We start from the raw sequence: 25,812 nt of genomic DNA on the forward strand, positions 1-25,812 counted from the left end.
TAGCTTCTTGATTTAATTTTCTAACTCTATAACACTTTAAAAAGTTGCCTGCCTTAGACAGCTTATTCAAGTGCGCCAATTTATGGTCTTCCTCTACTTTCTTTCACACTAATTCCTCCTTATCCCAAATGCTCCCCCACTTTTACCTGATACCCTCTTAAAAAGGCATCTGCTTCCATCCGCTTTTTCCCCGGAATCTGAAGCGCACGCACGCGCAGCTGACCGTCTCCGGTCTGCACGGCAAAATCATCTTTCGTCACATCCGTAATCGTGCCCGGAGCTTTTTCTGTATTTTCTCCCGGTACCGCGTCTGCTTCCCAGATCTTCATCGTTTTCCCATTCCAGTCTGTATAGGCGCTCGGCCACGGATTCAGTCCCCGGATCAGCCGTTCAATCTCAACCGCGGACTGTTCCCAGTTGATATCACCCAGCTTTTTATCCAGCATTCTTGCGTATTCCGTCGGACTCTCCCCCTGTTTCTGTGGCGTCAAGTCCCCTTGGACCAATTTGTCCAGTGTATGAACACAGAGCTTTGCCCCTGCCTCGGCAAGCTTGTCGTGCAGGCTGCCCCCGGTTTCTTTCTCATCCAGAATAATCTCGGTCTTTTCCAGCATGTCTCCGGTATCAAGACCTTCATCCATCTGCATGGTCGTCACACCGGATATTTTTTCTCCCCGGATGACAGCCCACTGGATCGGCGCTGCTCCCCGATAGCTCGGGAGCAAGGATGCATGAACATTGATACACCCATATGGGGTCATTTCCAGAATTTCTTTCGGCAAAATCTGTCCAAATGCGATTACAACACAGACATCCGCCTGATATTTCTTTAGCTCTTCCACACACTCGGGATCACGCACTTTTTTCGGCTGGAATACCGGAATCCCGTGTCTCAGCGCACATTCCTTCACAGGTGTGAACTGCATTTCCTTTCCTCGTCCCTTCGGCTTGTCCGGCTGTGTGACCGCAAGAACCACTTCATGACCGGCCTCGACCAGCGCCTCCAGTGTCCCGACCGAAAAATCAGGAGTTCCCATAAATATAATTCTCATTTCAATCCTCCTTCTTTTCATCGAATGATACAAGTTTCCTATTCTTCTTCATAATTCGTATCGTGCAGCTCTCCCTCAACCTTTTCCACATAAAGGTGCCCATCCAGATGATCCAGTTCATGGCAGATTGCTCTCGCCAGAAGTTCCTCACCTTCAATGATATACTCTTCCATGTTTTCATTAAGTGCCCGTGCCTTCACATAATTCGGTCTGGTTACCACACCGGCTTTTCCCGGAACACTTAAGCATCCTTCTTCTCCGGTCTGCTCTCCGGAAGTCTCCAGAATCTCCGGATTAATCATCACGATCGGTCCTTCTCCTACATCGATCACGACGATTCGTTTCAGAATTCCCACCTGCGGTGCCGCAAGTCCCACTCCGGCTGCCTGGTACATTGTGTCCAACATATCCTCGATCAGGATCCTTGTCCGAAGTGTCATCTTCGGGACTTCCTTACAAACCTTTGTTAATACGTCATCTCCCATTTCTCTGATTGTTCTGATTGCCATTTTACATCCTCCACTTCTCATTAAAATACGTTCATCGGGTCAAAATCGAACTGAATCCTCATCTTTGCAAATCCACTGTTGACCTCAATATATTGTTCCATTTTATTTTTAATTCCAACCAGCACATTGCCAGATTCATCCTTAATATACAGCACTCTGCGGTACACATCTTTCACTTTTCCCACATAAGGACTGGCGGGGCCGATAATCTTAGAACGGGTTCCTCTGGACACATGGAGCGCATACTCCTTCAGATAATGTGCACCTTTTTCCAGAAGTGCTTCATCTTCACCGGAAAGCAATACCGCCAGCAGATGTTCTGCCGGTGGATACCCCATGAGTTCCCGGTAATTCATCTCTTCCTCATAGAATGCTCTGTAATCCTGCCTGGCCGCAGTCTGGATGCTGTAATGATCCGGACTATAAGTCTGGATCACGACTTCCCCTTTTTTGCGTCCTCTTCCGGCTCTTCCCGCCGCCTGCGTGAGCAGTTCAAAGGTTCGCTCCGCCGAACGGTAATCGTCCGAATACAGAGACATATCTGCCGCCAGAATACCCACAAGAGTAACGTTGGGAAAATCATGTCCTTTCACGATCATCTGCGTGCCGATCAAGATATCTGCCTCTTCTCCGGCAAATGCCGACAGAATCTTCTCATGTCCTTCCTTGCTGCGGGTGGTATCCAGATCCATTCTGAGCACCCTTGCTTCCGGAAATTCCCGTTTCACCAGTTCCTCGATCTGCTGCGTACCTGCGCGGAAACCACCGATATGGGGCGACCCGCAGGAAGGACATACCTTTACCTGTGCCCGCTCGTACCCGCAATAATGGCAGACCATCCTGCCGTTTTTATGAATTGCAAGTGAAACATCACAATGAGGACATTTTACTACATATCCGCAAGACCTGCAAGAAAGGAATCCTGCATATCCTCTCCGATTCAGGAAAAGCATTATCTGCTCTCCTTTTTTCAGCCGGTCCTCCATCAGGCTGTGCAGCCGGTCGCTGAGAATGGACCGGTTTCCTGCCGACATTTCCTCACGCATATCCACCACATCCACCGTCGGAAGCAGACTTCCTTCTGTCCGGCCGGGAAGCTCCAGCATACGATACTTTCCTTTCCGACATCGGTAAAATGCTTCCAGTGACGGAGTGGCCGAACCAAGCACGACACTTGCTCCTTCCAGCCTTGCTCGCTCTTCCGCAGTCTCTCTGGCATGATACCGGGGAACCTGTTCACTTTTGTAAGCCGACTCATGCTCCTCATCGATCACGATCAGGCCAAGATCGGTAAATGGTGTGAAAAGGGCTGATCTCGGTCCGATCATCACATCCAGTTCCCCATTCTTCGCACGCATCATCTGGTCATACCGCTCCCCCGGCGAAAGTCGGGAATTCATGATCGAAACCCTGCTTCCGAACCGGCGGCAGAACCGCATGACGGTCTGATACGTCAGTGCGATCTCCGGAATCAGCACGATTGCCTGCCTGCCGCCAGCTACCACTTCCCGGATCATTTCCATATATACTTCTGTCTTCCCGCTTCCCGTGATCCCGTACAGCAGATAGGTGTGATAATCCTTTTTCCGGTAATCTTCCCGGAATGTCTCAATGGCTGCCTTCTGCGCCTCTGTGTACACAACGGTCTTTTCTTCCCTCTCCGTCTTCTTGACCGGATTTCGGTAGATCTGCTCTGAATAGACTTCCAGTACATTCTGTTTCTCCAGCGCGCGCACTACTTCCTGTGTGATATTCAGTTTTTTCATGACTAGCGACGCATCAATTTCTTCATCATCCAGAAGTGCCTCCATCAGCCGTGCTCTCGCCTTCTGATTCTTGTGCCGGTATTCCTCCAGCCTCGCACGTCCCTCCTCCACAGAAATCAGCCTTCTTATGATCCTCTGTTGTTTGGCTTTTTCTGTTTTCTTGATTGGCAGAACCGTCCGAAGTGCCTGAATCATGGTCCCTCCGTACTGTTCCTTCATCCAGGCCGCAAGTTCTACAAGATGCGATTCAATTGCTACACTTTTCTCTGCAGGTCTTAGTATTTCTTTCATCTTATCCGGTTCATAGTCACATGTTTCTGAAAAACCAACCACATATCCATGCCTTTCATGATTTCCTCTTCCAAAAGGAACCACGACTTCCATACCGACATGCAGAACTTGTTCCAGCCATTCCGGTACCCGATATTGGAAGATCCGATCCAGTTTTTCATTTGTAATATCTATGATAATATCTGCATACATCCTATTTTTCTTCACTTTCTGTCTGATGTCTTTTTTTGATTGCTTCGAGCACAAGTTCCCTGTCATCCATATGATACCGCATCGAACTGATTTCCTGATAGGACTCATGTCCCTTTCCGGCAATGACAAGGATATCTCCCGGTTCCGCCATGGAAATTGCCAGCGAAACCGCTTTTTTCCGGTCTTCTTCTACCAGATACATTCCCTTTGTCATTTCCATCCCTTCTAGAATCTCCCGAATGATCTGCATCGGTTCTTCCTCCCGGGGATTATCTGACGTGATGATCGTCATATCCGCCAGCCGTCCTGCCACTTTTCCCATCTCCAGTCTGCGTGAGGCAGCCCTTTCTCCTCCACACCCGAATACCAGCAGGATTCTTCCGGGCTGATACACTTTCAGCGTCGTAAGCACACACTGGAGACTCATCGCATTGTGCGCATAATCTATATAGCAAGCGATGTTTTTTTCAACGAGGATTCTCTCCATTCTTCCTTTTACATGCGCTTTTCTAAGCGTCTCTGCTGCCTGGCTGATATCAAGATCCAGGCACCGGATTGCCTGAAGCGCTGCCAGCGCATTATAGACATTAAACATTCCCGGCATCTCCATAGTAAATTCTGTCCCATCCGCCGTAAATCTGCTCACAGGGCCCTCTTCTTCCATTCCAAACGAAATTCCGGATGCAGCAAGTATATGATCTCCGCCGTCCCGCATTGTGGTGAAACCATATTTTCTGCAGGTTGCTCTTTTAAACATAAATCCGCAATTCCGGTCGTCCAGATTGCCGATTCCAATCCTGCAATGACGAAACAGACAAGATTTATAATACCGATATTCCGCAATACTTGCGTGCTCATGCGCTCCCACATGATCTTCTCCAAAATTGGTAAAAATACCAATTTCAAATTCAATTCCTTCGATCCGTTTCCACTTGATTCCCTGCGAAGATACTTCCATGACTGCATATTCGCATCCCATTTCTACCATTTTAGCAAAATACTGGTGAATGGTAAAGGATTCATACGTTGTATTCTTCTCCGGGATCTGCATTTCTCCGATCACGGTCCCGATCGTGCCCATCAGCGCCGCCCGATGTCCGAGTGCCTCCAGCATCTGAAAAATCAGGCTGGCAACTGTCGTTTTCCCCTTGGTTCCGGTCACACCAATTACCTTCAGCTTTCTGGCCGGATATTGAAAATACGCAGCGCTGATATAAGCCAATGCTTCCCTCGTGTCCTTCACAAGGAGAACCGCCATCCCCTCAGGAATATGCAGAATTTCTTTATCCAGCACCAGCTTCTCTACAAGAACTGCCACGGCGCCGCTTATGCGTGCCTCACTGATATGCCGGTGGCCGTCATCCCTGCTCCCCGCCAGACATACAAACAGTTCTCCCTCTTTCGTCTCTCTGGAATCATAAGAGATTCCGGTAATCTCAATCTCTGCAAGCGGGCATGGGGCCCTAAGCACCGCATATTCCAATTGTCCTGTCAGATTTACAAGCTTCATACAAAACCTCTTTTCTAACAAACCTTCGCCCCTTGTGTTTCTGCTTCCAATTTGCTATACTTCTATCAGCAGGACATACTGTCCTTTTGTTATGGAGGTTTTTATGTTGCACATGTATGGGTGTCCGATTCACCTAGGGGTTGGTGACACCGGACTGATTCGAAGTCTTGCGTACTTAAACGCACATTATCCTAATTTACAGTTTCCTCTCATCCCGGAAATCAAGAAAGAGGAAGAGGGGCTGCTTCAGCTCAAAAATCTGAACAGCGTCGCTGCCACTTGCGAGAGCATTGCTTCCTATGGATATGAGGTACTTTCCAAAGGGGATACCCCACTTTTTATCGCAGGAGATCACAGCGCGGCCATGGGCTCCGTCTCCGCTTCCAGTGTATATACCCGCCGTACCTCAGGCGGCGATACCGGCCTTCTCTGGATTGACGCCCATCCGGACATCAATACGGATGAGACAACTGTAACCGGCAATATTCACGGCATGCCGGTTGCCGCACTGCTTGGTATGGGCAAGAAACGTCTGACCCATTTTCTGGACGAACAACCGAAACTAAAACCTGAAAATATCATCATGATCGGGCTTCGCGACATCGATCCGCCGGAGAAAGTTTTTCTGGATCAGCTTCACATACGCTATTATACATGGGGCGCGGTTCGTGCCAAGGGTCTTTCCCAGTGTCTGACCGAAATAATCGGCCGATTTTCGCACCTGTCCGCTGTTCATATCAGTTTTGACATTGATTCCATGGATCCGGAACTGATTCCGGGCGTATCCGTACCGGTTCCCGGTGGATTCAATCAGGCGGAAGTTATGGAAATGTTCCGCACACTTCTGCCTGCACTTCCCGTGATCGCCTGTGATATTGTAGAATTCAATGTGGCGCACGACAAGATGGACCGAACCGCCGATTTCGTCTCCGAACTGGTTTCTCTGATTCACGAACTGTATGAGAGTTCTGCAGATTTCCGTTCTTTCTAAAATGATACCGGCAGTGCTCTATACTTATATTATATGACAGGATCGAAGGATTGCTACGCATTTTAAAACAGGAAGTGCTTAGAAAGGCACTTCCTGTTTTTACTAATGCGTTTTATCATACTCTGCAAGCAGTTCTTTTACATACTGTACATCTGATTTACAATCCAGATATTCACATCCGTATTTTTGACGCGTCTCATTTCCCTTCCCGGTGATCAGAAGGATTGTCTTTCCTTCCGCTTCATCCATCGCGGCCTTGATTGCCTCTCCCCTGTTCTCGATCATAACATACGGACAGTTCTGCGCTTCTACATACTGCGCAATGTCTTTGGAAATGTCTTCCACCGGTTCGTATCCCGGATCCTCCGCCGTCAAATATACTTTCTTCGAATACTGCCCAGCAACCGTTCCAAGGTCCCTTCTTCGAATGTAGGCTTTCTTGCCCGGACAGCCAAAAATAGAAACGATCGCATAGTCCGGATACTCATCCTTCGTAGAGGAGAACAACTTTTCAAAACTGAGTTTGTTGTGTGCATAATCCACGACTGCAATCAGCTTCTTATCCTTGCTCGCATACAGTTCCATTCGTCCGCTGGATCTAGCACGGTAAAGTCCACTGTGCATATACTCCTTCGGAATACCGAGCAGTATGGATGCCGCGATTACGGCAAGCGCATTTTCCACATTGAAAAGTCCCGGCATAGTCAGACGGAATTCTTCATCAAACTCTGCTGTTTTTACCATAAATACGGTCTCATGACCGTCTTTCTGAATGTCATACCCGTAAACATCCGCCTCCGGATTCCTAGTGCTAAATGTCAGCACCCGCTCACTTGCCTTTGACGCTTCCAGTATCCGGTCAGCGAAATCCGCATCCAGATTGACCACTGCGTTCTTTGCCTTTGCAAATATTTTAAGCTTAGAAGCAAAATAGTCTTCAAAATCAGGATGTTCGATCGGACTGATATGATCTTCGGAAATATTAAGAAATATCCCCACATCCAGCATCATATTATCAACACGGTTATATTTCAGCGCCTGAGAGGATACCTCCATCTCCACATAAGAAATTCCGCTCTCAACAGCATGACGGAAATGCTCCTGCAATTCCACCGCCTCCGGCGTCGTAATATGTGATTCTTTCTTGATCACGCCATCATAAATATCAATCGAAGAAATGACCGCACTTTCTTTTCCACCGGTTGCTTCCATGTAATCATCCACAATTGCTTTCATGTAATATGCAGAAGTGGATTTTCCCTTTGTTCCGCCTATTCCCACGATATTGAGTGATTTCCACGGCGCATTGTTGAACTTCTCCGCAAGATACGGCATTGCTTTTCTGATATCGTCAACCAGGAAATACGGCACATCTACTTCCGTATCATATTTCACCTCGCTCACATAAGCCACCGCCCCCTTCCGGATCGCGGCGTCGAGATATTCCGCTTTAAATGCGGCGCCTTTGCAGATGAATAATGTTCCTTCCACAACTTCTCTCGAGTCATAGGTCAGGTATTCAATCTGTGCATCTTCTTTTCCACAGGAATAAAATTCCTTCATCATCCGCGCATTCTGAAGAAGCTGCGCGTAAGCTTCCAATGTATATTTCTTCATCTGTAGCCTCTCCTTCCAGTTCTCCTTCGCCTATCTGATCTGAGCTCCCGAGCGGAGGATGGACTCCGTCACCAGAACATCCATAGCATCGAGACAGTTGACAGGTACCTGATAGTATTCTTTAAAAACAGAGATCTCTGTACATGCCAGAATAACAGCATCACATCCCTGTTCCATCAGATCGTTATATGCACAGTCAAATTTCGACCTGTCTCCGGTCTTACCGCCTTTAATATCATCGTAGATCAGTGACATAACCTCCCGCTGCGCATCGCTCCGCGGCGAAACAGCCGCAATGCCGCGACGTTCGCATGCGCGATAATAGGTGCCTGCCTGCAAGGTGCCGTCTGTTCCCATAATACCGATCTTCTTCACATCCGGATGCTGTTCCGTCACATAGCGTACGCTTTCTTCCACCATGTTGATGATCGGAACCTTCGTCGCCGCCTGGATCTCTTTCAGGAAATAGTGGGAAGTATTGCAGGGAATTGCAATGTTCGCAACCCCAAGCTTCTCCAGATCACGGGCATCTTTCGTAATCGCCTTCAGAAATTCCTCTTTGTGTCCGGTAAGAATTGCCTTCGTTCTGTCCGGCATCGTAGCATGACTTAAGATCACCATGTCAATATGCTCCTGGTCACTTGCCGCCTTGGTTCTTGCTATGACCCTCGCATAGAAAAAGCTTGTCGCTTCCGGCCCCATTCCGCCGATCACTCCTAATTTCTTCACCATACGCATCTCCCCTGTCCGTTTTATTAATTCTGTCCGCTTCTATTCGGATTATTAACTGTAATACTTTTTAAACTTCACAAAGTGACTCAGATGTGTCTTCGCCATCGCAAGGAAACGTCTTGGCTTCAAATCTCCTCTCATGAAAACCGGATTTACCATTTTCTTCTCTTTAATCAGCTTTCTGAGTTTTGCTTTGTTCGCCTCTTCTTTCACATATTTAAATGCGACTGCTTTCGGAACAACCATCCAGAGATGTTCATCTTTGGCCAGTTTAAGCTTTAATTCTTTGCCGTAAACATATTCTTCAACAATATATTTTGCCACATTGAATCCGGATCCCGTCACATAATAATTACTTCTTCCCTGCCGTGTATTAATCTCAAAGAACTTAAATTTGCCGTCTCTTTTGTCGTACTTGATATCAAAATTAGAGAATCCAACATAATGCAGGTCTTCCAGAAGATTCTTCACTTTCATCATCAGTTCTTCATTCGGCTCCGTAATGATCACCGCATGATTTCCCAGGCCGTGCGGAGTATGCTCCTCCAGAAGAACGTGTCCCAGACACATCATCTTCACTTTTCCGTTCCGATCCGAATAGGAAGTCAATACATACATGTATTCATCATTTCCCGGAATCATATCCTGGATAATCAGCTTATCTGTATAGCCGGCACCATAGATCTGACCAATCACGCGCTCCAACTCTTCCCTGTCTTTGATCGTATAGACTTTATTCTGTGTTTCAAACTCATGCTCCCAATACTGGATACTATCCGATGGTTTCAGAATCACCGGAAACTGGAAATTCATCTCAAAATCCATTCCCATGGATGCATCGTAAATCAAAGTGCCCGGATAATCCACCCCGTGCTTTTCACAGAGCTTATAGAATGTCTCTTTCTGCTGCAGGCTGTTCATCAGTTCAAAATCAATGTACGGAGCAATGATATTGTCAGCAAGATCGCTCTTATGCTTACTGATCAAAGCCACATAACTGTCCCCACATCCGATCAGGACAATCTTTTTATCCGCATGTTTTTTTGCAAAATGATTAACCGTCTTAAGGAAATAATCATCGGTATCGATCTTCGGGTTCGGATGATATTCGATGATCTTACTGTTATAGCTTGGTCCCGTTGGGAATTTTCCGAATATATATGTCTTTACCCGGTATTGTTCATAAAAAGCACGCGCAACACTGTATGTGTTGATATCGCCCCCCAAAAGTACCGGGATAAATTCTTTGTCTTGAAATTTCATGATTTGAAAAACTGCTCCTTCCTGATTGATACATATCACTTGATTATAACGCAGGCGAAGTACCAGTGTCAAGGAATGACCTTCTATTTGTCACATCCATCACCGTCACTTCGCCTCTTTTTTCGCCAGATCACTTGCCTTTACAACGGCATCCTTCCCGTAGCGTTTGCAAATGCTCTCCATTGCAGTATTCAATTTCTTATGCTTTTCAGACAGCTTCGCTCTTTTCGTCTGTTCTGCAACAAACTCTGCATCGAACATACTAATCTGTTCCGGCTGTCCGCTATCCGTAAGCTTAGACGATCGGATACCGAGAAGCCGGATCGGTTCTCCACTCCAGAGTTCGTCAAACAGCCGGCAGGCCTCCTCGTATATCACCTGATCTTCATCAGATGGGCGCGCAAGCTGTTTTTGATGGGATACACTCTGGAACGTCGCGTATTTAATCTCCGTGCTCACCATGCTTGCTTTCTTGCCGGCTTTGCGCAGTCTTCTTCCCACACTCTGTACGAGTTCGTAAAGCACCTTCACTGCCGCTTCGCGGGTAACTGCATCCTGCGGTAACGTCGTAGAATTTCCGATTCCTTTTGCCGCGGTCTCCTCAGACTGTACGGAAGAGTCATCCATTCCGTTTGCAAATTCCCAGAGCATACGTCCATGACTCTTCAAATGCAATTCCAGAATTGAAGGATCCGTCTGTGCCAGATCTCCAATCGTGGAAATTTCCAGTTTTTGCAGCGTTTCCACACTTGCTCTGCCTGCCATAAAGAGATCCTGCACCGGAAGCGGCCACATCTTCACACGGATCTCTTCCGGAAATAAAGTATGGACCCGGTTTGGTTTTTCAAAATCCGATGCCATCTTTGCCAACAGTTTGTTGCTGGAAATTCCGATATTCACCGTAAATCCAAACATCTCATATATTTTGTCCTTAATTTCAAAAGCGGCCGCCACCGGAGAAGCATATTTTCCTGCAATTCCGGTGAAGTCCATATAGCATTCATCCACACTGACCTGTTCGATCTCCTTCGTGTATCCTCGCAGGAATTCCATCAGTTTTTCGCTATAATTATGGTATAGTTTATGATCCGGCGGCTCCATATGAAGATTCGGACATTTCCGCATGGCATTTGCTACCGGTTCCCCGGTGCGGATTCCGAACTTCTTCGCCGGAATGGATTTTGCCAGAACAACACCATGGCGGGACTTCTGATCCCCGCCAATAATCGCCGGTATCGTACGAAGATCAAGCGCCGCCCCATTTTTCAGTTGTTCCACAGCCGTCCAGCTTAAATATGCAGAATTCACATCAATATGAAAAATAATCGGACGCATGATTTTGCCTTCCTGTTAAACTTCTTATAGTTATACTTCTACTTTCTTTTCTTCTTCCATTTCTGTTTCCGCCGTATTTTCCGCTTCTGATTCTGTTTCTTCAACAACTTCTTTTCGCGGTCTTTCGGTACGGAAACTCCTGATTGTCAATTTTTTGATTTCTTTTAACAATTCATCTGTGACTTGTCCTTCTTTTAGACGCCACTTCCAGTTACATCCGAGCGTAGAAGGCTTGTTGATCCTTGCCTCATTTCCAAGTCCCAGATAATCCTGCAGCGGGATCACGCAAAGATTTGCACTGCTCATCATCGCGAGCTTAATGATCTCCCAGTTGATTTCTTCCTCACCGACTTCCTTATCGATATATTCAAAAAGGAATTCTTTCTGTTCTTCCGTGAGTGTCCCAAACCATGAAAGAAGGGTATCATTGTCATGCGTTCCCGTGTATACCACGCAGTTTCTGTCATAAGAATGCGGAAGATATCCCGTATCCTCGTCCGGTTCAAATGCAAATTCCAATACCTTCATATTCGGATAACCACTGTCTGCTACCAGTTTTTCTACGGATGGGGTCATAAGCCCAAGATCCTCCGCGATCACTTCCCGCTTCCCAAGTTTCCGCTCTAAAGTCCGGAACAGATCCATCCCCGGTCCTTTCTCCCAATGGCCGCCCATTGCCGTCTCATCGCCAAACGGAATGGAATAATACTCGTCGAAACCTCTGAAATGATCGATTCTCACTACATCATACAACTTGTAGCAGTGCTCCATTCTTCGTGTCCACCATTCATAATCTGTATTCTTATGATAATCCCAGCGATAAAGCGGATTTCCCCACAACTGACCCGTAGCGGAAAATGCATCCGGCGGACAGCCTGCCACAGCAACCGGCAGATTGTCACTGTTAAACTGGAAGAGTTGCGGATTCGCCCATGCATCCGCACTGTCAAACGCAACATAGATCGGAATATCACCAATGATCTTAATCCCCTTATTATTTGCATATTCTTTCAGTTTTGTCCACTGCTGCAGGAATTTAAACTGCAGATATTTATAAAATTCAATTTCGAAATAACAATTTTCCCGATAATAATCAAGCGCAAATCCCCAACGGAGACGGATATCTTCAGCCCATTCATTCCACGCAGCTCCGTCAAAGCGTTCCTTTACTGCCATAAAGAGCGCATAGTCATCCAGCCAGAAAGCATTTTCCTGTATAAACTTCTGAAATTCCGGCACTTCATAAATTTTGCTACGCTCATACGCCTTATAAAGAAGCTTAAATCTTTCTTGATAAATTTTCCCATAATCTACATTTTTCGGATCATCTCCAAAATCACAGGCGTCACATTCTTCTTGGGTCAGCACCCCTTCCTCGATCAACGCCTCAAGATCGATAAAATACGGATTCCCCGCAAAGGTTGAGAAGGACTGGTATGGTGAATCCCCGTAACTGGTCGGTCCCAGTGGGAGTATCTGCCAGTAAGACTGTCCCGCCTCTGCAAGTTTATCTACAAATTCATACGCCTCTTTCGAAAATGCCCCGATTCCATATTTGGACGGAAGGCTTGTAATGGGAAGTAATATTCCCCCTGCTCTTTTCATCTTTTGTTTCCTCCTGATTCCCGTCTGTATTGTTTCATTTACAGACTTTTCTCCTTTTAAAATCATACCATACATTCCATGTCATGGCTTTACAAAAAACTATACTTGTTTTCTCACTTTTTAGAGGTCTTTCTTCATTTTCCGTACTATTCACACGGATAAGTCATTCCCCACTGTTCTCGGATCGAATCCATCATCTTCATAACACGAAGCGTTTCACTGTGCGGCATCTCCGGACACTCTGTTTTCCCCTCTTCGATTGCCTTCATGCAGGAGATAACTTCATATTCATAGCCGTTGATCTGCTGCGGCCGTTCATATCTGGCAATCATCTTCCGCGCCAGATCAAACACCCTGATTTCTTCACAGTTGTTAATATTCTGCACTTCGATGTATCCCTTATCCCCGTTTATGACACCCTGGCGGTCCGTCTGCGCCAGCATGTCGCTGTGGAGAACTGCCATTTTTCCGTCCGCAAACGTCAGCGTAATGCTGTTCATCCAATCAATTCCGGCCGGAGACAGCACTGCTGTCGAAGTAATATTCTGCACGTCTTCATGAAATGCCATAAGAGCAAAATTGATCGGATACACACCCAGATCCAGAAGAGCACCTCCCGCAAGTTCCGGTCTCTGCATACGTTCCACATGCGGAAGTACGTAACCCAGATTCGCGGTCAACGAGGTCACCTTACCGATCACACCACTGTCTACAATCTCATCAATCATCTTTCTGCTCGGCATATATCTGGTCCAGATCGCCTCTGCCAGAAGAAGTCCCTTGTCCTTAGCCATCCGAATCAATTCCTCTGCCTGCTTAGCATTTACGGTAAATGCTTTTTCCACAAGAACATGTTTTCCGTGCTCAAGACACATCTTCGTGTGCTGATAATGATGAGAATGTGGAGATGCCACATACACCAGTTCCACTTCCGGATCTTCCAGCATCTCCTCATAAGAGCCGTATGCCTTCTCAAAATCCCATTTATCAGCAAATTTTTTTGCACGTTCAATTTCACGGCATGCAACTGCATATTTCTCTACCGCATCAATTCCGCTCACCGCTTCTGCCATGCTGTTAGCAATATTTCCCGCTGCCAAAATTGCGAATTTCATTTCCCTTTGTCCCCTTTCTTTGCACCACTAAACTCAGATAAAATTATTGTATCATAGACAAAAAGAAGACGCAAACTCCAAAAAGTCATTCTCATGATTCTTTTCGGGGTCTGCGTCCTATAGAAATCCTTTATGAAATTATTCTGTATTCATTTACTTTACTTCGCGAACTCTCTGCTTCACTCTTGCCTCAAGTTTTCCATCCACCTCATCGATCAGAATGGTGTCTCCGCTTCCCACATTGCCACCAAGGATCAGCCGTGCCGCCAGCGTCTCCACATTCTTCTGCAGATACCGTTTCAACGGTCTTGCACCGTACATCGGATCATAACCACCCTCGACCACATGCTGTTTTGCAGCCTCTGTCAGTTCTACATCCAGCTCCTTATCTTCCAGACGTTTATTCACATCCGCAACCAGAAGATCAATGATAGAGTAAATGTTGTCCTTCGTCAGTGGTCGAAACATGATCGTCTCATCCAGACGGTTCAGGAATTCCGGCCTGAAGTGTGCTTTCAGATCATTCATGACCATCTGCTCTGCTTCCGGCTTGATGCTGCCGTCCTCATCAATACCGTCCAACAGATATGTGGATCCGATATTGGAAGTCATGATCAGGATCGTGTTCTTAAAGTCCACAGTCCTGCCCTGTGAATCGGTGATTCGTCCGTCATCCAGAACCTGAAGAAGCACATTGAACACATCCGGATGTGCCTTTTCCACCTCATCAAACAGAACGACCGAATACGGTTTTCTCCGCACGGCCTCAGTCAGCTGTCCGCCTTCGTCATATCCGACATATCCCGGAGGCGCTCCGATCAAGCGGGATACAGAATATTTCTCCATATACTCACTCATATCGATACGCACCATGTTGTTCTCGTCATCAAACAGGCTCTCTGCAAGTGCTTTGGCAAGCTCCGTCTTACCTACACCGGTAGGGCCAAGGAACAGGAACGAACCGATCGGCTTCGTCGGATCTTTGATTCCTGCCTTGGAGCGGATAATCGCTTCTGTAACCTTCTGCACACCTTCATCCTGACCGATCACACGCTTATGCAGTTCCTTGTCAAGATTAAGCGTCTTACTTCTCTCACTTTCATTCAACTTCGCCACCGGAATTCCGGTCCAACGAGAAATGATCTTCGCGATCTCTTCTTCGGTCACGCTCTCATGAACCAGAGACATATCTTCGTCTTTTACCTTCTCTTCTTCCGCTTCCAGCTGCTTCTGAAGCTGTGGCAGGCGTCCATACTGAAGCTCAGCCGCCTTGTTCAGATCATACTGTTGCTGAGCCGTCTGGATTTCCCGGTTGACCTGTTCAATCTGTTCACGAAGTTTCTGCACGGATTCAATGGAACGCTTCTCATTGTCCCACTGGGCTTTTCGCTTTGCAAACTCTTCCCTGTGTTCTGCCAGATCCTGCTGCAGATGCTGCAGTCTCTCCTGACTTAACCGGTCATCCTCTTTCTTAAGAGCAGCTTCCTCGATCTCCAGCTGCATGATCTTTCGATTCAGCTCATCCAGCTCTGTCGGCATAGAATCCAGTTCTGTCTTAATCAGCGCACATGCTTCATCCACAAGGTCGATGGCTTTATCCGGCAGGAAACGATCGGAAATATACCGGTTCGACAAGGTTGCGGCTGCCACAAGTGCTCCGTCTGTAATCTTGACTCCATGAAATACTTCATAGCGTTCTTTCAGTCCACGCAAAATCGAAATCGCATCTTCCACCGTAGGTTCATCCACAGTAACCGGCTGGAAACGACGTTCCAACGCTGCATCTTTCTCAATATACTGACGATACTCATCCAGTGTGGTTGCACCGATACAGTGGAGTTCACCTCTCGCCAGCATCGGCTTCAGCATATTGCCGGCATCCATAGCACCTTCACTCTTGCCGGCCCCAACGATCGTGTGAAGCTCATCAATGAAAAGAATAATGTTTCCATCGCTATTTTTTACTTCCTCAAGAACCGCTTTCAAACGTTCCTCAAATTCACCACGATACTTCGCACCGGCAACAAGCGCTCCCATATCCAGAGCGAAAATCTTCTTATCCTTCAGTCCTTCCGGCACATCACCACGAACGATTCGCTGTGCAAGGCCTTCCACGGCCGCCGTTTTACCGACACCGGGTTCACCAATCAGAACCGGATTATTCTTCGTCTTGCGTGAAAGAATCCGGATCACATTCCGGATCTCTGCGTCACGCCCGATAACCGGATCCAGCTTCTGCTCTCTCGCACGTTCTACCAGATCCTGTCCATATTTATTCAGTGTATCATACGTTGCTTCCGGATTATCGCTGGTCACTCGCTGATTTCCTCTTACCGTAGAAAGTGCCTGAAGGAATCCCTCTCTCGTCACTCCCAGTTCTCTGAAAAGTGCCTTCATATCCCGGCTGGCATACTTCATAAGAGCAAGGAACAAATGCTCAACGGAAACATATTCGTCTCCCATCTGCTTCGCTTCATCCTCACCGTGAACCAACACATTATTCAGATTCTGCCCGATATACATCTGACCGCCCTGAACCTTCGGACGCTTCCTCAGGGCTTCCTCCACACGGTTGATGATCGTTTCTTTCGAAATCCCCATCTTTTCAAATAATTTCAAAATCAAACTGTCATCGATCGTAAGAAGAGCATATAATAAATGTTCCTGCTCAACCTCCTGATTGCCGTAGTCCATCGCTACTTTCTCGCAGCCCTGAACTGCCGCCATGGAGCTTTGTGTAAATTTGTTAATATTCATAACACACGCCTCCTTTATAAAAACTGATACAAATAGTGTACTCAGAACAACCCTTTTCTTTGTTCTAGTTGCAATATAACACTAATTATTAGCACTGTCAAGGGTTGAGTGCTAATTTTATAAAGAATTTAAACTCCTCATCCATTTCTTCTTTCTAAAAACCACTAGCGACATTCCAAACCTCACGCACTCCTCAAGCGACAAAATGAAATACACATACGGTATCTCCAACTTCCACACAAACGCGCTAAGAAGCCCCAGCGGCACTCCGAAAATCCAGGTTCCGATAAAATCAATCCACATCACATAGTTCGTCTTTCCGCCGCTTCGGATGATACCTCCGCCCAGTAACATATTCTGGACCTTCACCGGCGCAATCAGAGCATAGACGATCAGAAGCTGAACCGCCGTTTTATGAACTTCTGCCTCGACATGATAAATCTGCACATAAAATCTGCTCACTATACAGATAGCTGCCGAAAACGCCAATGATCCACACAGTCCATAAATCATCAGCCTCTTCGCTTCCCAATATGCCCGGTCATATTCTCCCGCGCCAAGCGCCTTTCCAATCAGGATAGCGGCCGCCTGGGACAATCCGCTCAGCGCTCCCATCATCAGTGTCTGGATCGGGATCGTCAGAGTCATGGCAGCACAAGCGGCTGTCCCGATATTACCGTAAATCGCAGCATATACATTTTCCCCAAGACTCCACAAAAATTCGCAGATGATGATCGGGCACAAAATCTTAAGGAACATTTCTGCATATTCTCTTGTCATTCTTCCTTCCGTTTTCAGACGAATCTCATTCTTCCTGCAAAAATGAATTCCAAATCCGATTGTAATCAGGCAAGCCGTCCACTGTGAAATCACGGTTGCTGCCGCAGCTCCTCTTACCCCGAGCTGCGGCAGCCCGATTTTCCCGAAAATAAGCAGATAATTCAAAGCTGTATTCAGAACTGCTGAGGCCATACTCGCATACAGCGGAAACATAGCCGCTTCCATACAGCGCAGCAGCGTTGAGAGGATCGATACGATTGCCATCGGGACAAAGGCCAGCGCCAGAATCCGGAGATATTCTGCTGCTATCCCTCTCGTCACTTCATCCTTCGTGTACAGCCACATAATCTGTCCCGGAAAACACATGCTCACAAAAACCGCAAGCATGGCAAGTCCCAGCGCAAGCTTCAGATTCAGTCGAAAGCTCCGCCCCACCTCGCCCGCATCCTTTTGCCCGATATACTGGGAAATCATGATTCCTGCCACGGCAGCAACCGCCCCCAGAAGCACCGTATACAGCGAAGAAAACTTTCCGCCAAGCCCTACGCCCGCTATACTTGCACTTCCCAGTCTGCCGATCATCATCTGATCCACCACACTGAAGGATGCCTGTAAAAGCGACTGCAGTGTGACCGGAACGGCAATTTTTAATACCGTTTTGTAAAATGGTTCTCTGCTATTTAGAGTCTTCACCATATTTTCCTCCACTCTTCTTTTTCAGCTCCATCATTTTCACGCTTCCCCGTTCCACAAGATACACCGGAAGCCGCACCGTCTGCTCATCCCAAATTCCCTGCTTCAATTTACTGAGGCGCCTCACCGCCTGCTTTGCCCTCTCTTTTGTGTCCTGCCGCACACTTGTAAGTTCCGGGCTCACCCTCTCACAGAGCGGGCTGTCGTCAAAACCTGCCACAGAAATATCATCGGGCACACAGATCCCCTGTTCCTGAAGGCTGTGCATCAGTTCCGCCGCGTAGAAATCCGACACAGCAAAGACAGCCGTGTATTCCAGGATCTCTCCCAACCTTTCCCGATACATCCTCTTTCTTGCTTCCTTCTCAAAAGGGATCTGCAGAAATCCCACTTTCTGCTCTCCCAATGCCGCTTTGCAGCCTTCGATCCGTTCTTTATCCATGTAGATATAGTTGTCGGCAATACACAAAACCTTCTCGTGTCCCATCCGCTTCAGATATTCTCCCATCTGCCATCCGCCGTCATAATCATCGATGATCAGATTACAGATGCGCTCCGTCTCCCCAAAACATCCGTCATATACAACAAACGGAATGTGCATGGATTCCCGCCATGTTGGGAATGTATTTTTTCTCTTCCAGCAGTGCCTGCACCCGTTTCACCGTCTCATCCGAGATTTTTTTGGTCTTCCCGTGAATCACATTGGATACCGTCGTCGTACTGACCCCCAGTTCCTCTGCTATGTCTGCGATCCGCACTCTCCCTTGTTCCATCACTCTTACCTCTCATTCCATCCGGTTCTCTCCTCAAAACCCTTTTTCGTTTTCATATGATAAAGTATAATAAAAGCCTTGGATTTTCGGAAGAGGTTAAACGCATAATCTATCCCAAAAATCCAAGACTCGATTTGTAAAATATATACAAACCATACAGTTTTCTTTCTTTTTTCTGCCATCCATGTTAGAATAAGAAAGTATGCTTTACGGCATTAATTTCATGTTTGGGGTATGATGATTATGAGTAAAACAAAAACGCTGGACCTGACTTGCGGTCCTATTTTTAAAACACTGTCCGAACTGGCTCTGCCAATTATGGCTTCTTCCTTTCTCGGAACTGCCTACAGCATCACCGATATGGCCTGGATCGGTATGCTCGGATCCAAAGCTGTGGCTGGAATCGGGGTCGGCAGCATGTTTGTCTGGCTGTCTCAGGGGGTTGTTGCACTTGCCAGAATGGGTGGACAGGTTAATGTGGCGCAATGCTGCGGCAGAAATGATACGGAAGAGGCAACTCACTATGCCTCCTGTGCACTCCAGCTTACGATCGTGTTCTCTTTCATTTATTCTGCCTTTTGCCTGATCTTCATGAAACCGTTGCTTTCATTTTTCAATCTGTCCGACGCAGAATCTTATTCTGCCGCCGTAATCTACATGAAAGTAACCTGTGGGCTCATTCTGTTTTCTTTTCTGAGTCTTACACTGACCGGACTCTTTACGGCCCAGGGAGATTCCCGGACTCCCTTCCTTGCCAATCTGATCGGGCTGGTCGGCAATATGATCCTGGATCCGCTGCTGATCTTAGGTATCGGTCCCTTCCCACGGTTGGAGGCCATGGGTGCCGCCATCGCGACCGTAACAGCACAATTCCTTGTTATGTCGGTGATGATGATCCATATTTTTCTTCCGAAAAGCGGAAAAAATATTTTAAAGCATGTAAAGCTATTCTCCCTCAGTCCACGCAAATACTATCGTTCCATCTGCAGAATCGGGATCCCGACGGCACTTCAGAGCAGTCTGTACTGTATGATCTCCATGGTACTGACCCGCATGATCTCCGGATTTGGAGCCGCCGCAGTCGCGACACAGCGTGTTGGAGGGCAGATCGAATCTCTCTCCTGGAATACCGCAGATGGTTTCGGGGCAGCATTAAATGCATTTGTGGGGCAGAATTATGGTGCAAAAAAATCAGACCGAATCCGCAAAGGCTATTCTATTTCCCTGCGTATTCTGGTAATATGGGGCGCACTGATCAGTGCTGCATTTATTTTCCTTCCGACTCCGATCTCCCGCCTGTTCTTCCATGAAGCAGAAGCCATCCAGATTTCCGCCGAATATCTGGTCATTCTTGGTTTCAGTGAAATCTTTATGTGTGTAGAACTCATGACGGTCGGTGCACTCTCCGGTCTCGGGAAAACAACACTTTGCAGTGTAATCAGCATCACCCTTACCGGAGCCCGAATTCCCCTCGCCATGTTCCTTACCAGTATCGGAATGGGATTATCCGGAATCTGGTGGGCCCTGACGATTTCATCCATCGCCAAAGGAATTCTCTTCTACCTGACGTTCAAATATACGGAGCGGAAACTATAATATGCTTTTGCTTGCGAAATATTCCCTGGTATTCTATACTGAAAATATAGTCACATTTTGTCGAATATCATCGATGAGGGGGAATACGATATGGCAAGGGGAGCACGAAAACGTAAATCGAAAAAACGAAATAAAATTATTTATATTCTTTTACTGATACTTCTTTTACTGCTGATTCTGGATGGTTTTGCTGTCAAAAGCTGGATATCTGAAACTAGACAGACGAAGGAAACACCACCGGTTTCTGCCTCGGCAAAAGATTCCGAAACAGCGATTCAGGCTGCAGACACTTCGGATGCAGTCACAGAAGCTGCCCTTTCCACGAAAGAAGTATCTTTGATGGCAGTCGGCGATAATCTGATCCATACTGCAGTTTGGCAGTCCGGCCTGCAGTCTGACGGCAGTCATGACTATACGCTTCTCTACAGTAACCTCGCACCCTATCTGGAGACATGTGACCTGAAAGTCATCAATCAGGAAACCATCTTCGGTGGTGATGAAAAAGGGCTCCGGGATTACCCGGTCTTCAACTCTCCCGAGGCGATTGGCGACACTCTGGAGGAAGTCGGATTCAATGTTGTCCTGCATGCTTCCAACCACGGCTTTGACATGGGTCTGGACGGATTACTGAACTGTGTTTCATTCTGGAAGACCAGCCATCCCGCCATGACGGTCCTGGGCATTTATGAAACCCGGGAAGAACAGTCCCAGATTCCGGTGCTCGAGATAAACGGAATTAAATTTGCACTGCTGAATTATACATACAGCCACAACGCAGAAACCTTCAGCACAAAGGCTGAAGGCCATCTGAATATGCTATGTAATTATGATGCCAATTCGCGTTACATCGATTTTAACACGATTCATCCACAGGTTCTTGACGATATCCGCCGCGCAGAATCGATGGCTGATTTTACCATCGTATTTCCGCACTGGGGCATCGAATACACAATGGAAGCAACTGCTCAGGAGATTACCTTTGCGAGTCAGATGGCTGAAGCCGGTGCCGACCTGATCATCGGAACACATCCTCACGTCATTCAACCTGTAGAATGGGTCACCGCCGATAACGGGAACCGCGCGCTTTGCTATTATTCTCTGGGCAATTATACCTCTGCCCAGGACGGTGTTGCCCAAATGCTTGGCGGCATGGCCAATCTTACCATCGTACAGGACGAATCCGGCACCTATATCCGCGAGGACAGTATCAAGGCAATTCCGTTAGTGACACATTTTATTTATCCCGGATGGACCGGGTCCAGTGTCGTAGAAAGCACCTATCTTCTGGACCATTATACAGAAGAACAGGCCGCAAAACACGGACTTCGCAATGCCTGGGGTATCATTCTGACAAAAGACGAATTACTGTCTCTGGCACAAAATACATTTGGAGAATATCTCAGCATGGAATAACCCATGCCGAGATATTTGTTTTTCGATCGATTTATTTAAACCGTCATCCTCTTCGCATCTTCCATTTCCCAAAGGGATCTGTGATTCTCACATTTTTCCAGATCCGGACACTCACCTCTTAAATACGCATAAACCGGCTCCCGATGCTCATATTCCGCAATCACCTGATCCAGTTTTGCCAGCATTCTCTCTTTGTCTTTCGGAAGTGTTCCTTTTACTCTGACTTCAATAAAATCGTGAAATCCGTCGTACAGGATCTCGTTCCCTTTCAGATGTTCCAGCAGGCAGCGTTCTTCACGCAGGTTTTCCACCTCATCGGCAGGCACGAACGTGCCGTCTTCAATATGTCGGTACAACGGCACTTCCTTATGAAGAAACATCGAAAAATTCACCACATGTCTTGGATGCGTGCGGTTCAGGAAGTCCGCAAGTGCTTCTGCATTTTCCGTTCCTCTTCCCTTACCGGCAACTCCCGTCATGATATGCGCATCAAACAGCATCCCAGCCTTCTGGATTCTTTCGATCGCAGCTATCGCCTGTTCCTGATCATGATCCTTCTCCATAAACTTCAGAACATCATCCAGGCCGCTTTCAATTCCCAGATAAAGATGACGTACCCCGTTCTTATATAACAGTTCCAGTTCTTCTTCCGATTTTCTCAGGATGCTGGTGACGGTTGCATCCATATTAATGCAATAACATTCTGGGAAATATACGTGGATCTTGTCCAGAATCTCCATCAAATGTTCCGTTTTCAATCCGAACGCATTTCCGTCTCCCAGAAAAATCTTTTTCGGATTTCCACCCAGTTCAGCGACTCTTTTAAGTTCTTCCTCAATCTGCTCCATCGGCAGTTCCCTGTACTTCAGATGCCGGAATAAATTGCAGAACTTGCACCGGTTATAAGAACACCCTACCATAACCGGAAGCATAAATGACGCTCTCTCCATAGGAGCACGGCATATCTGACCTTCATAATTCATATTCATTCACCTCACATACTGACGCTTTCATTCGTTCTTACACAGACCTTTTGCTTTTCTGCTTTCAGTATAAATTCATTTTCCTCTCAGGTCAATTGCATACCTGATTTTCTTCGCAAATCCCGTCATTCCATATCGGTATATTCAAAAATTGAAGGAGAAAACCATGTCTGATTATTATATTGCAACGATACCGAAAGATGATATCCGGGTCAACCGGCAGATCGATCAGCTTCTCACTGCAGAGGGCATACGGCGCGACGCCCATCTGGACTACACCTGCGCCATGTTTGATGAATACCTAAATGTCATTGCAACCGGAAGCTGATTCGGCAATACCCTGCGCTGCATGGCAGTGAGCAGTGTCCATCAGGGAGAAGGTCTCATGAACCAGATTGTGTCCCACCTCATGGAAGTACAGTTTGAACGTGCAAATACACATCTGTTTCTCTATACCAAATGCAGCTCTGCCTAATTTTTCGGCGATCTTGGTTTTTATGAGATTGCGCGCATTGATGAACAGATCGTTTTCATGGAAAACCGCAAAACCGGATTCTCCCGCTATCTTCAGAAACTTTCTTCTGAGAAAAAAGATGGAACTCGCGTTGCGGCACTGGTTATGAACGCCAATCCTTTTACATCCGGTCATCAGTATCTTGTCGAAAAAGCCGCCTCGGAAAACGATGTTCATCCACTATTAAAAGAAAGGAAGGTAGGATAAAACCATGCAAGGATACGAAGTAACTTTACCTGAAATGCTTGCCTGCCGTGAACACCGGGCACTTCTTCAGCAGGAACTGATTGCCAGATATCATTGCCCTGTTATTTCTTTTTGTATGAATATTCCCGGTCCCAACAAAACAACTCCACAGATACGTTCTGCTTTTGAACATGGATTAAAAATTCTTGAAGAGCAGCTTACTTTACAGAAAATTCCGGTTTTAGAAGCCATTCCGATTCACGAAGTCACCGGAGATGAATGGATCGCCGCAGTCAAATTTCCTGCCAGCTCCATCAAGACACTTACTACACAGATTGAAGAAACGGATTGCTTCGGCCGCCTTTTTGACATCGATGTAATTGACATCACCGGCGAAAAGCTCTCCAGACCCATCTATCGCAAATGTCTGATCTGCGGCAGACAGGCGCAGGAATGTGCCAGTTCCAGACGCCATTCTGTCAAAGAAATGCAGGATAAAATTGAAGAAATTCTTGAAAAAGGGATGTAGCTTAAAGCCACATCCCTTTTTTAATATTTCCTATATGATAAATCTATAAATCATTCTAACCCCGATCTTCCATCGCCACAAAATCTTCATGATGCCCCACATATTTATAGGCAGGACGAATGATCTTATTGGCATTGATCAGCTCTTCCAGACGATGCGCACTCCATCCAGGCATACGCGCAATCGCGAAAATCGGCGTAAAAAGCTCTTCCGGTATACCAAGCATAGAATATACAAACCCACTGTAGAAATCCACATTTGCACATACATTCTTGAACAGTTTGCGATGTTCCATAATCAGCTTTCCTGCAAGCCGTTCTACCATTTCATAAAGTTCGAACTCTTCTGTACGTCCCTTTTCTTCTGCCAGTTCCTTCGCAAATTTCTTCAAAATCACTTCTCTTGGATCAGACAGCGTATACACTGCATGTCCCATACCATAAATCAGGCCTGTACGGTCAAAGGCCTGTTTGTTCAGAATTTTCTGAAGATAATCAGATACTTCCTCTTCGTTCTTCCAGTCCTTCACATTGGCCTTGATATCTTCAAACATCTTCTGCACTTTCAGATTCGCGCCACCGTGACGCGGCCCTTTCAAAGATCCAATGGACGCTGCCACAGAGGAATATGTATCGGTTCCTGACGAAGAAACAACGTGCGTCGTAAATGTTGAGTTATTACCACCACCATGCTCTGCATGCAGAATCAGCGCAATATCCAGGACTTTTGCCTCGAGCTCTGTATAGTCACCATCCGGTCTGAGCATCAGAAGCATATTTTCTGCAAGTGACAGTCCTTTCCTCGGATTTTTAATAAAAAGTGAATCATCCTTCCTGAAATGACGATAAGCGTGATACGAATATACCGCAATCAGTGGAAGTTTTGCAATCAAACTCAACGACTGACGCAGCACATTATCCGGTGAAATATTTTCCGGATCTGAATCATAGGTATAAAGCGTCAAAATGCATCTTTGCATAGAGTTCATAATATTCGCATTGGATGCCTTCATGACTACATCGCGAACAAATCTACCGCTTAGATTTTCAAGTTCGAACATTACTTTTAGAAACATATCCAGTTCTTCTTTAGTAGGAAGCTTACCAAACAAAAGCAGATAAATCGTTTCTTCAAATCCAAACCGTCTTCCTTCCAGCCCCTTCACAAGATCATTAACATTGATCCCTTGATAATAAAGCGTCCCTTCCGCCGGAATTCTCCTTCCGTTTATCAGATTAAAGCCGCTTACATCAGACACTTCGGTCAACCCTGTCAGTACACCCTTACCGGCAGAGTCACGCAATCCTCTTTTTACATCATATTCTATATACAGGTTCGGGTCGATATGATGCATCTTCATCAATTCTTCTGTAAGGACTTCCATATCTTTTTTCAGTATACTTGGTTCTTCCATATCCATCATTTCATTCTCTGCCATATACGTACCTCCTGTTTAAACAAAATTTCTTATTATTCTACACGAAACTTCATAAGAATACAATCACTTTTTGCAATTTCCATGCTATTTTTATGCATAATTTTAATTTTTTATCAGAAAACGCAGCTAGAATCATTGTCTTTCTGCAATCGCAACGGATTTTTCCGGCATA

At 46.4% G+C, this 25,812-nt stretch carries 20 protein-coding genes and 1 pseudogene; 5 read left to right on the forward strand and 16 right to left on the reverse strand.

Annotation, left to right across the window (positions count from 1 at the left end):
* Positions 1-119: 119 nt before the first annotated feature.
* Genes fmt through ACTNB3_RS00020 form a run of 4 tightly spaced genes read right to left on the reverse strand, consistent with a single transcriptional unit; the run spans position 120 to position 5,320 of the window.
* On the reverse strand, positions 120-1,052 hold the full coding sequence (fmt, locus tag ACTNB3_RS00005; protein WP_427808258.1) for a methionyl-tRNA formyltransferase: 933 nt from the start codon (positions 1,050-1,052) through the stop codon (positions 120-122).
* A 38-nt stretch (positions 1,053-1,090) separates the two neighbouring features.
* The gene (gene def, locus ACTNB3_RS00010; protein ID WP_427808256.1) at positions 1,091-1,561 is read right to left on the reverse strand and encodes a peptide deformylase; all 471 of its coding nucleotides are present in this window, start codon (positions 1,559-1,561) and stop codon (positions 1,091-1,093) included.
* A gap of 20 nt (positions 1,562-1,581) precedes the next feature.
* On the reverse strand, positions 1,582-3,810 hold the full coding sequence (priA, locus tag ACTNB3_RS00015) for a replication restart helicase PriA (protein ID WP_441023955.1): 2,229 nt from the start codon (positions 3,808-3,810) through the stop codon (positions 1,582-1,584).
* 1 nt (position 3,811) lies between these two features.
* Positions 3,812-5,320, reverse strand: coding sequence for a UDP-N-acetylmuramoyl-L-alanyl-D-glutamate--2,6-diaminopimelate ligase (locus ACTNB3_RS00020; protein WP_441023957.1), 1,509 nt, complete (start codon positions 5,318-5,320; stop codon positions 3,812-3,814).
* A 103-nt stretch (positions 5,321-5,423) separates the two neighbouring features.
* Between ACTNB3_RS00020 and ACTNB3_RS00025 the strand changes: the two genes are divergently transcribed.
* The gene (locus tag ACTNB3_RS00025) at positions 5,424-6,311 is read left to right on the forward strand and encodes an arginase (RefSeq protein ID WP_441023959.1); all 888 of its coding nucleotides are present in this window, start codon (positions 5,424-5,426) and stop codon (positions 6,309-6,311) included.
* A 102-nt stretch (positions 6,312-6,413) separates the two neighbouring features.
* Here ACTNB3_RS00025 and ACTNB3_RS00030 read toward each other — a convergent pair whose 3' ends face one another.
* The 10 genes from ACTNB3_RS00030 to ACTNB3_RS00075 form a co-directional block, all read right to left on the reverse strand.
* Positions 6,414-7,928 carry a Mur ligase family protein gene (locus ACTNB3_RS00030; protein ID WP_427808248.1) on the reverse strand — a complete coding sequence of 505 codons (1,515 nt, stop codon included), beginning with the start codon at positions 7,926-7,928 and terminating at the stop codon, positions 6,414-6,416.
* A gap of 30 nt (positions 7,929-7,958) precedes the next feature.
* Positions 7,959-8,660, reverse strand: coding sequence for an aspartate/glutamate racemase family protein (locus ACTNB3_RS00035; protein WP_441023961.1), 702 nt, complete (start codon positions 8,658-8,660; stop codon positions 7,959-7,961).
* 51 nt (positions 8,661-8,711) lie between these two features.
* Positions 8,712-9,923 (reverse strand): carboxylate--amine ligase, encoded by a 1,212-nt coding sequence (locus ACTNB3_RS00040; protein ID WP_441023964.1) that lies wholly within the window; start codon positions 9,921-9,923, stop codon positions 8,712-8,714.
* Positions 9,924-10,028: 105 nt separating this feature from the next.
* Entirely contained in the window at positions 10,029-11,258 is a 1,230-nt protein-coding gene (locus tag ACTNB3_RS00045; RefSeq protein WP_441023966.1) for a DNA polymerase Y family protein, read from the reverse strand.
* Positions 11,259-11,288: 30 nt separating this feature from the next.
* Entirely contained in the window at positions 11,289-12,863 is a 1,575-nt protein-coding gene (malQ, locus tag ACTNB3_RS00050) for a 4-alpha-glucanotransferase (RefSeq protein ID WP_441023969.1), read from the reverse strand.
* 146 nt (positions 12,864-13,009) lie between these two features.
* Positions 13,010-13,978, reverse strand: a complete 969-nt coding sequence (locus tag ACTNB3_RS00055; protein WP_441023971.1) for a Gfo/Idh/MocA family protein — start codon at positions 13,976-13,978, stop codon at positions 13,010-13,012.
* A 153-nt stretch (positions 13,979-14,131) separates the two neighbouring features.
* A complete protein-coding gene (clpB, locus tag ACTNB3_RS00060; RefSeq protein ID WP_441018484.1) occupies positions 14,132-16,735 on the reverse strand; it encodes an ATP-dependent chaperone ClpB in 2,604 nt (867 codons plus the stop codon).
* A gap of 117 nt (positions 16,736-16,852) precedes the next feature.
* On the reverse strand, positions 16,853-18,211 hold the full coding sequence (locus ACTNB3_RS00065; RefSeq protein WP_441023973.1) for an MATE family efflux transporter: 1,359 nt from the start codon (positions 18,209-18,211) through the stop codon (positions 16,853-16,855).
* Positions 18,192-18,809: a LacI family DNA-binding transcriptional regulator gene (locus ACTNB3_RS00070; RefSeq protein ID WP_441023975.1), complete on the reverse strand. Its 618-nt coding sequence runs from the start codon at positions 18,807-18,809 to the stop codon at positions 18,192-18,194. Before ACTNB3_RS00070 ends, ACTNB3_RS00065 begins: the two co-directional genes overlap by 20 nt.
* On the reverse strand, positions 18,784-18,981 hold the full coding sequence (locus ACTNB3_RS00075) for a LacI family DNA-binding transcriptional regulator (protein ID WP_441023977.1): 198 nt from the start codon (positions 18,979-18,981) through the stop codon (positions 18,784-18,786). The genes ACTNB3_RS00070 and ACTNB3_RS00075 overlap by 26 nt, the downstream gene beginning before the upstream one ends.
* Before the next feature lie 243 nt (positions 18,982-19,224).
* On the opposite strand from ACTNB3_RS00075, the gene ACTNB3_RS00080 reads away from it, so the two are divergent.
* Complete coding sequence (locus tag ACTNB3_RS00080) at positions 19,225-20,577, forward strand: MATE family efflux transporter (RefSeq protein ID WP_441023979.1); 1,353 nt, start codon at positions 19,225-19,227, stop codon at positions 20,575-20,577.
* Between the two features lie 90 nt (positions 20,578-20,667).
* Positions 20,668-21,990 carry a CapA family protein gene (locus ACTNB3_RS00085; protein WP_441023982.1) on the forward strand — a complete coding sequence of 441 codons (1,323 nt, stop codon included), beginning with the start codon at positions 20,668-20,670 and terminating at the stop codon, positions 21,988-21,990.
* 35 nt (positions 21,991-22,025) lie between these two features.
* On the opposite strand, the gene ACTNB3_RS00090 is transcribed toward ACTNB3_RS00085, so the two are convergent.
* Positions 22,026-22,973 carry a radical SAM protein gene (locus ACTNB3_RS00090; protein ID WP_441023984.1) on the reverse strand — a complete coding sequence of 316 codons (948 nt, stop codon included), beginning with the start codon at positions 22,971-22,973 and terminating at the stop codon, positions 22,026-22,028.
* 166 nt (positions 22,974-23,139) lie between these two features.
* On the opposite strand from ACTNB3_RS00090, the pseudogene ACTNB3_RS00095 reads away from it, so the two are divergent.
* Together ACTNB3_RS00095 and citX are read left to right on the forward strand one after the other, a co-directional pair.
* Positions 23,140-23,658 (forward strand): annotated as a pseudogene (locus ACTNB3_RS00095) ([citrate (pro-3S)-lyase] ligase); the annotation flags it as partial.
* 40 nt (positions 23,659-23,698) lie between these two features.
* Positions 23,699-24,202, forward strand: coding sequence for a citrate lyase holo-[acyl-carrier protein] synthase (citX, locus tag ACTNB3_RS00100; RefSeq protein WP_441023986.1), 504 nt, complete (start codon positions 23,699-23,701; stop codon positions 24,200-24,202).
* Between the two features lie 55 nt (positions 24,203-24,257).
* On the opposite strand, the gene ACTNB3_RS00105 is transcribed toward citX, so the two are convergent.
* Positions 24,258-25,640, reverse strand: coding sequence for a citrate/2-methylcitrate synthase (locus ACTNB3_RS00105; RefSeq protein ID WP_427820308.1), 1,383 nt, complete (start codon positions 25,638-25,640; stop codon positions 24,258-24,260).
* Positions 25,641-25,812 lie beyond the last annotated feature (172 nt).

The organism is Bariatricus sp. HCP28S3_D3 (assembly GCF_052065755.1).
GTDB lineage: Bacteria > Bacillota > Clostridia > Lachnospirales > Lachnospiraceae > Allocoprococcus.

Bases quoted from the DNA above. Each gene is read 5' to 3' on its own strand.
- ACTNB3_RS00030 (WP_427808248.1), bottom strand. From the start codon at position 7,928: ATGAAGAAATATACATTGGAAGCTTACGCGCAGCTTCTTCAGAATGCG.
- clpB (WP_441018484.1), bottom strand. From the start codon at position 16,735: ATGAATATTAACAAATTTACACAAAGCTCCATGGCGGCAGTTCAGGGC.
- def (WP_427808256.1), bottom strand. From the start codon at position 1,561: ATGGCAATCAGAACAATCAGAGAAATGGGAGATGACGTATTAACAAAG.
- ACTNB3_RS00025 (WP_441023959.1), top strand. From the start codon at position 5,424: ATGTTGCACATGTATGGGTGTCCGATTCACCTAGGGGTTGGTGACACC.
- priA (WP_441023955.1), bottom strand. From the start codon at position 3,810: ATGTATGCAGATATTATCATAGATATTACAAATGAAAAACTGGATCGG.
- ACTNB3_RS00055 (WP_441023971.1), bottom strand. From the start codon at position 13,978: ATGAAATTCGCAATTTTGGCAGCGGGAAATATTGCTAACAGCATGGCA.
- ACTNB3_RS00040 (WP_441023964.1), bottom strand. From the start codon at position 9,923: ATGAAATTTCAAGACAAAGAATTTATCCCGGTACTTTTGGGGGGCGAT.
- ACTNB3_RS00045 (WP_441023966.1), bottom strand. From the start codon at position 11,258: ATGCGTCCGATTATTTTTCATATTGATGTGAATTCTGCATATTTAAGC.
- ACTNB3_RS00020 (WP_441023957.1), bottom strand. From the start codon at position 5,320: ATGAAGCTTGTAAATCTGACAGGACAATTGGAATATGCGGTGCTTAGG.
- ACTNB3_RS00105 (WP_427820308.1), bottom strand. From the start codon at position 25,640: ATGGCAGAGAATGAAATGATGGATATGGAAGAACCAAGTATACTGAAA.
- citX (WP_441023986.1), top strand. From the start codon at position 23,699: ATGCAAGGATACGAAGTAACTTTACCTGAAATGCTTGCCTGCCGTGAA.
- malQ (WP_441023969.1), bottom strand. From the start codon at position 12,863: ATGAAAAGAGCAGGGGGAATATTACTTCCCATTACAAGCCTTCCGTCC.
- fmt (WP_427808258.1), bottom strand. From the start codon at position 1,052: ATGAGAATTATATTTATGGGAACTCCTGATTTTTCGGTCGGGACACTG.
- ACTNB3_RS00065 (WP_441023973.1), bottom strand. From the start codon at position 18,211: ATGGTGAAGACTCTAAATAGCAGAGAACCATTTTACAAAACGGTATTA.
- ACTNB3_RS00035 (WP_441023961.1), bottom strand. From the start codon at position 8,660: ATGGTGAAGAAATTAGGAGTGATCGGCGGAATGGGGCCGGAAGCGACA.
- ACTNB3_RS00075 (WP_441023977.1), bottom strand. From the start codon at position 18,981: ATGGAACAAGGGAGAGTGCGGATCGCAGACATAGCAGAGGAACTGGGG.
- ACTNB3_RS00085 (WP_441023982.1), top strand. From the start codon at position 20,668: ATGGCAAGGGGAGCACGAAAACGTAAATCGAAAAAACGAAATAAAATT.
- ACTNB3_RS00090 (WP_441023984.1), bottom strand. From the start codon at position 22,973: ATGAATTATGAAGGTCAGATATGCCGTGCTCCTATGGAGAGAGCGTCA.
- ACTNB3_RS00080 (WP_441023979.1), top strand. From the start codon at position 19,225: ATGAGTAAAACAAAAACGCTGGACCTGACTTGCGGTCCTATTTTTAAA.
- ACTNB3_RS00070 (WP_441023975.1), bottom strand. From the start codon at position 18,809: ATGCACATTCCGTTTGTTGTATATGACGGATGTTTTGGGGAGACGGAG.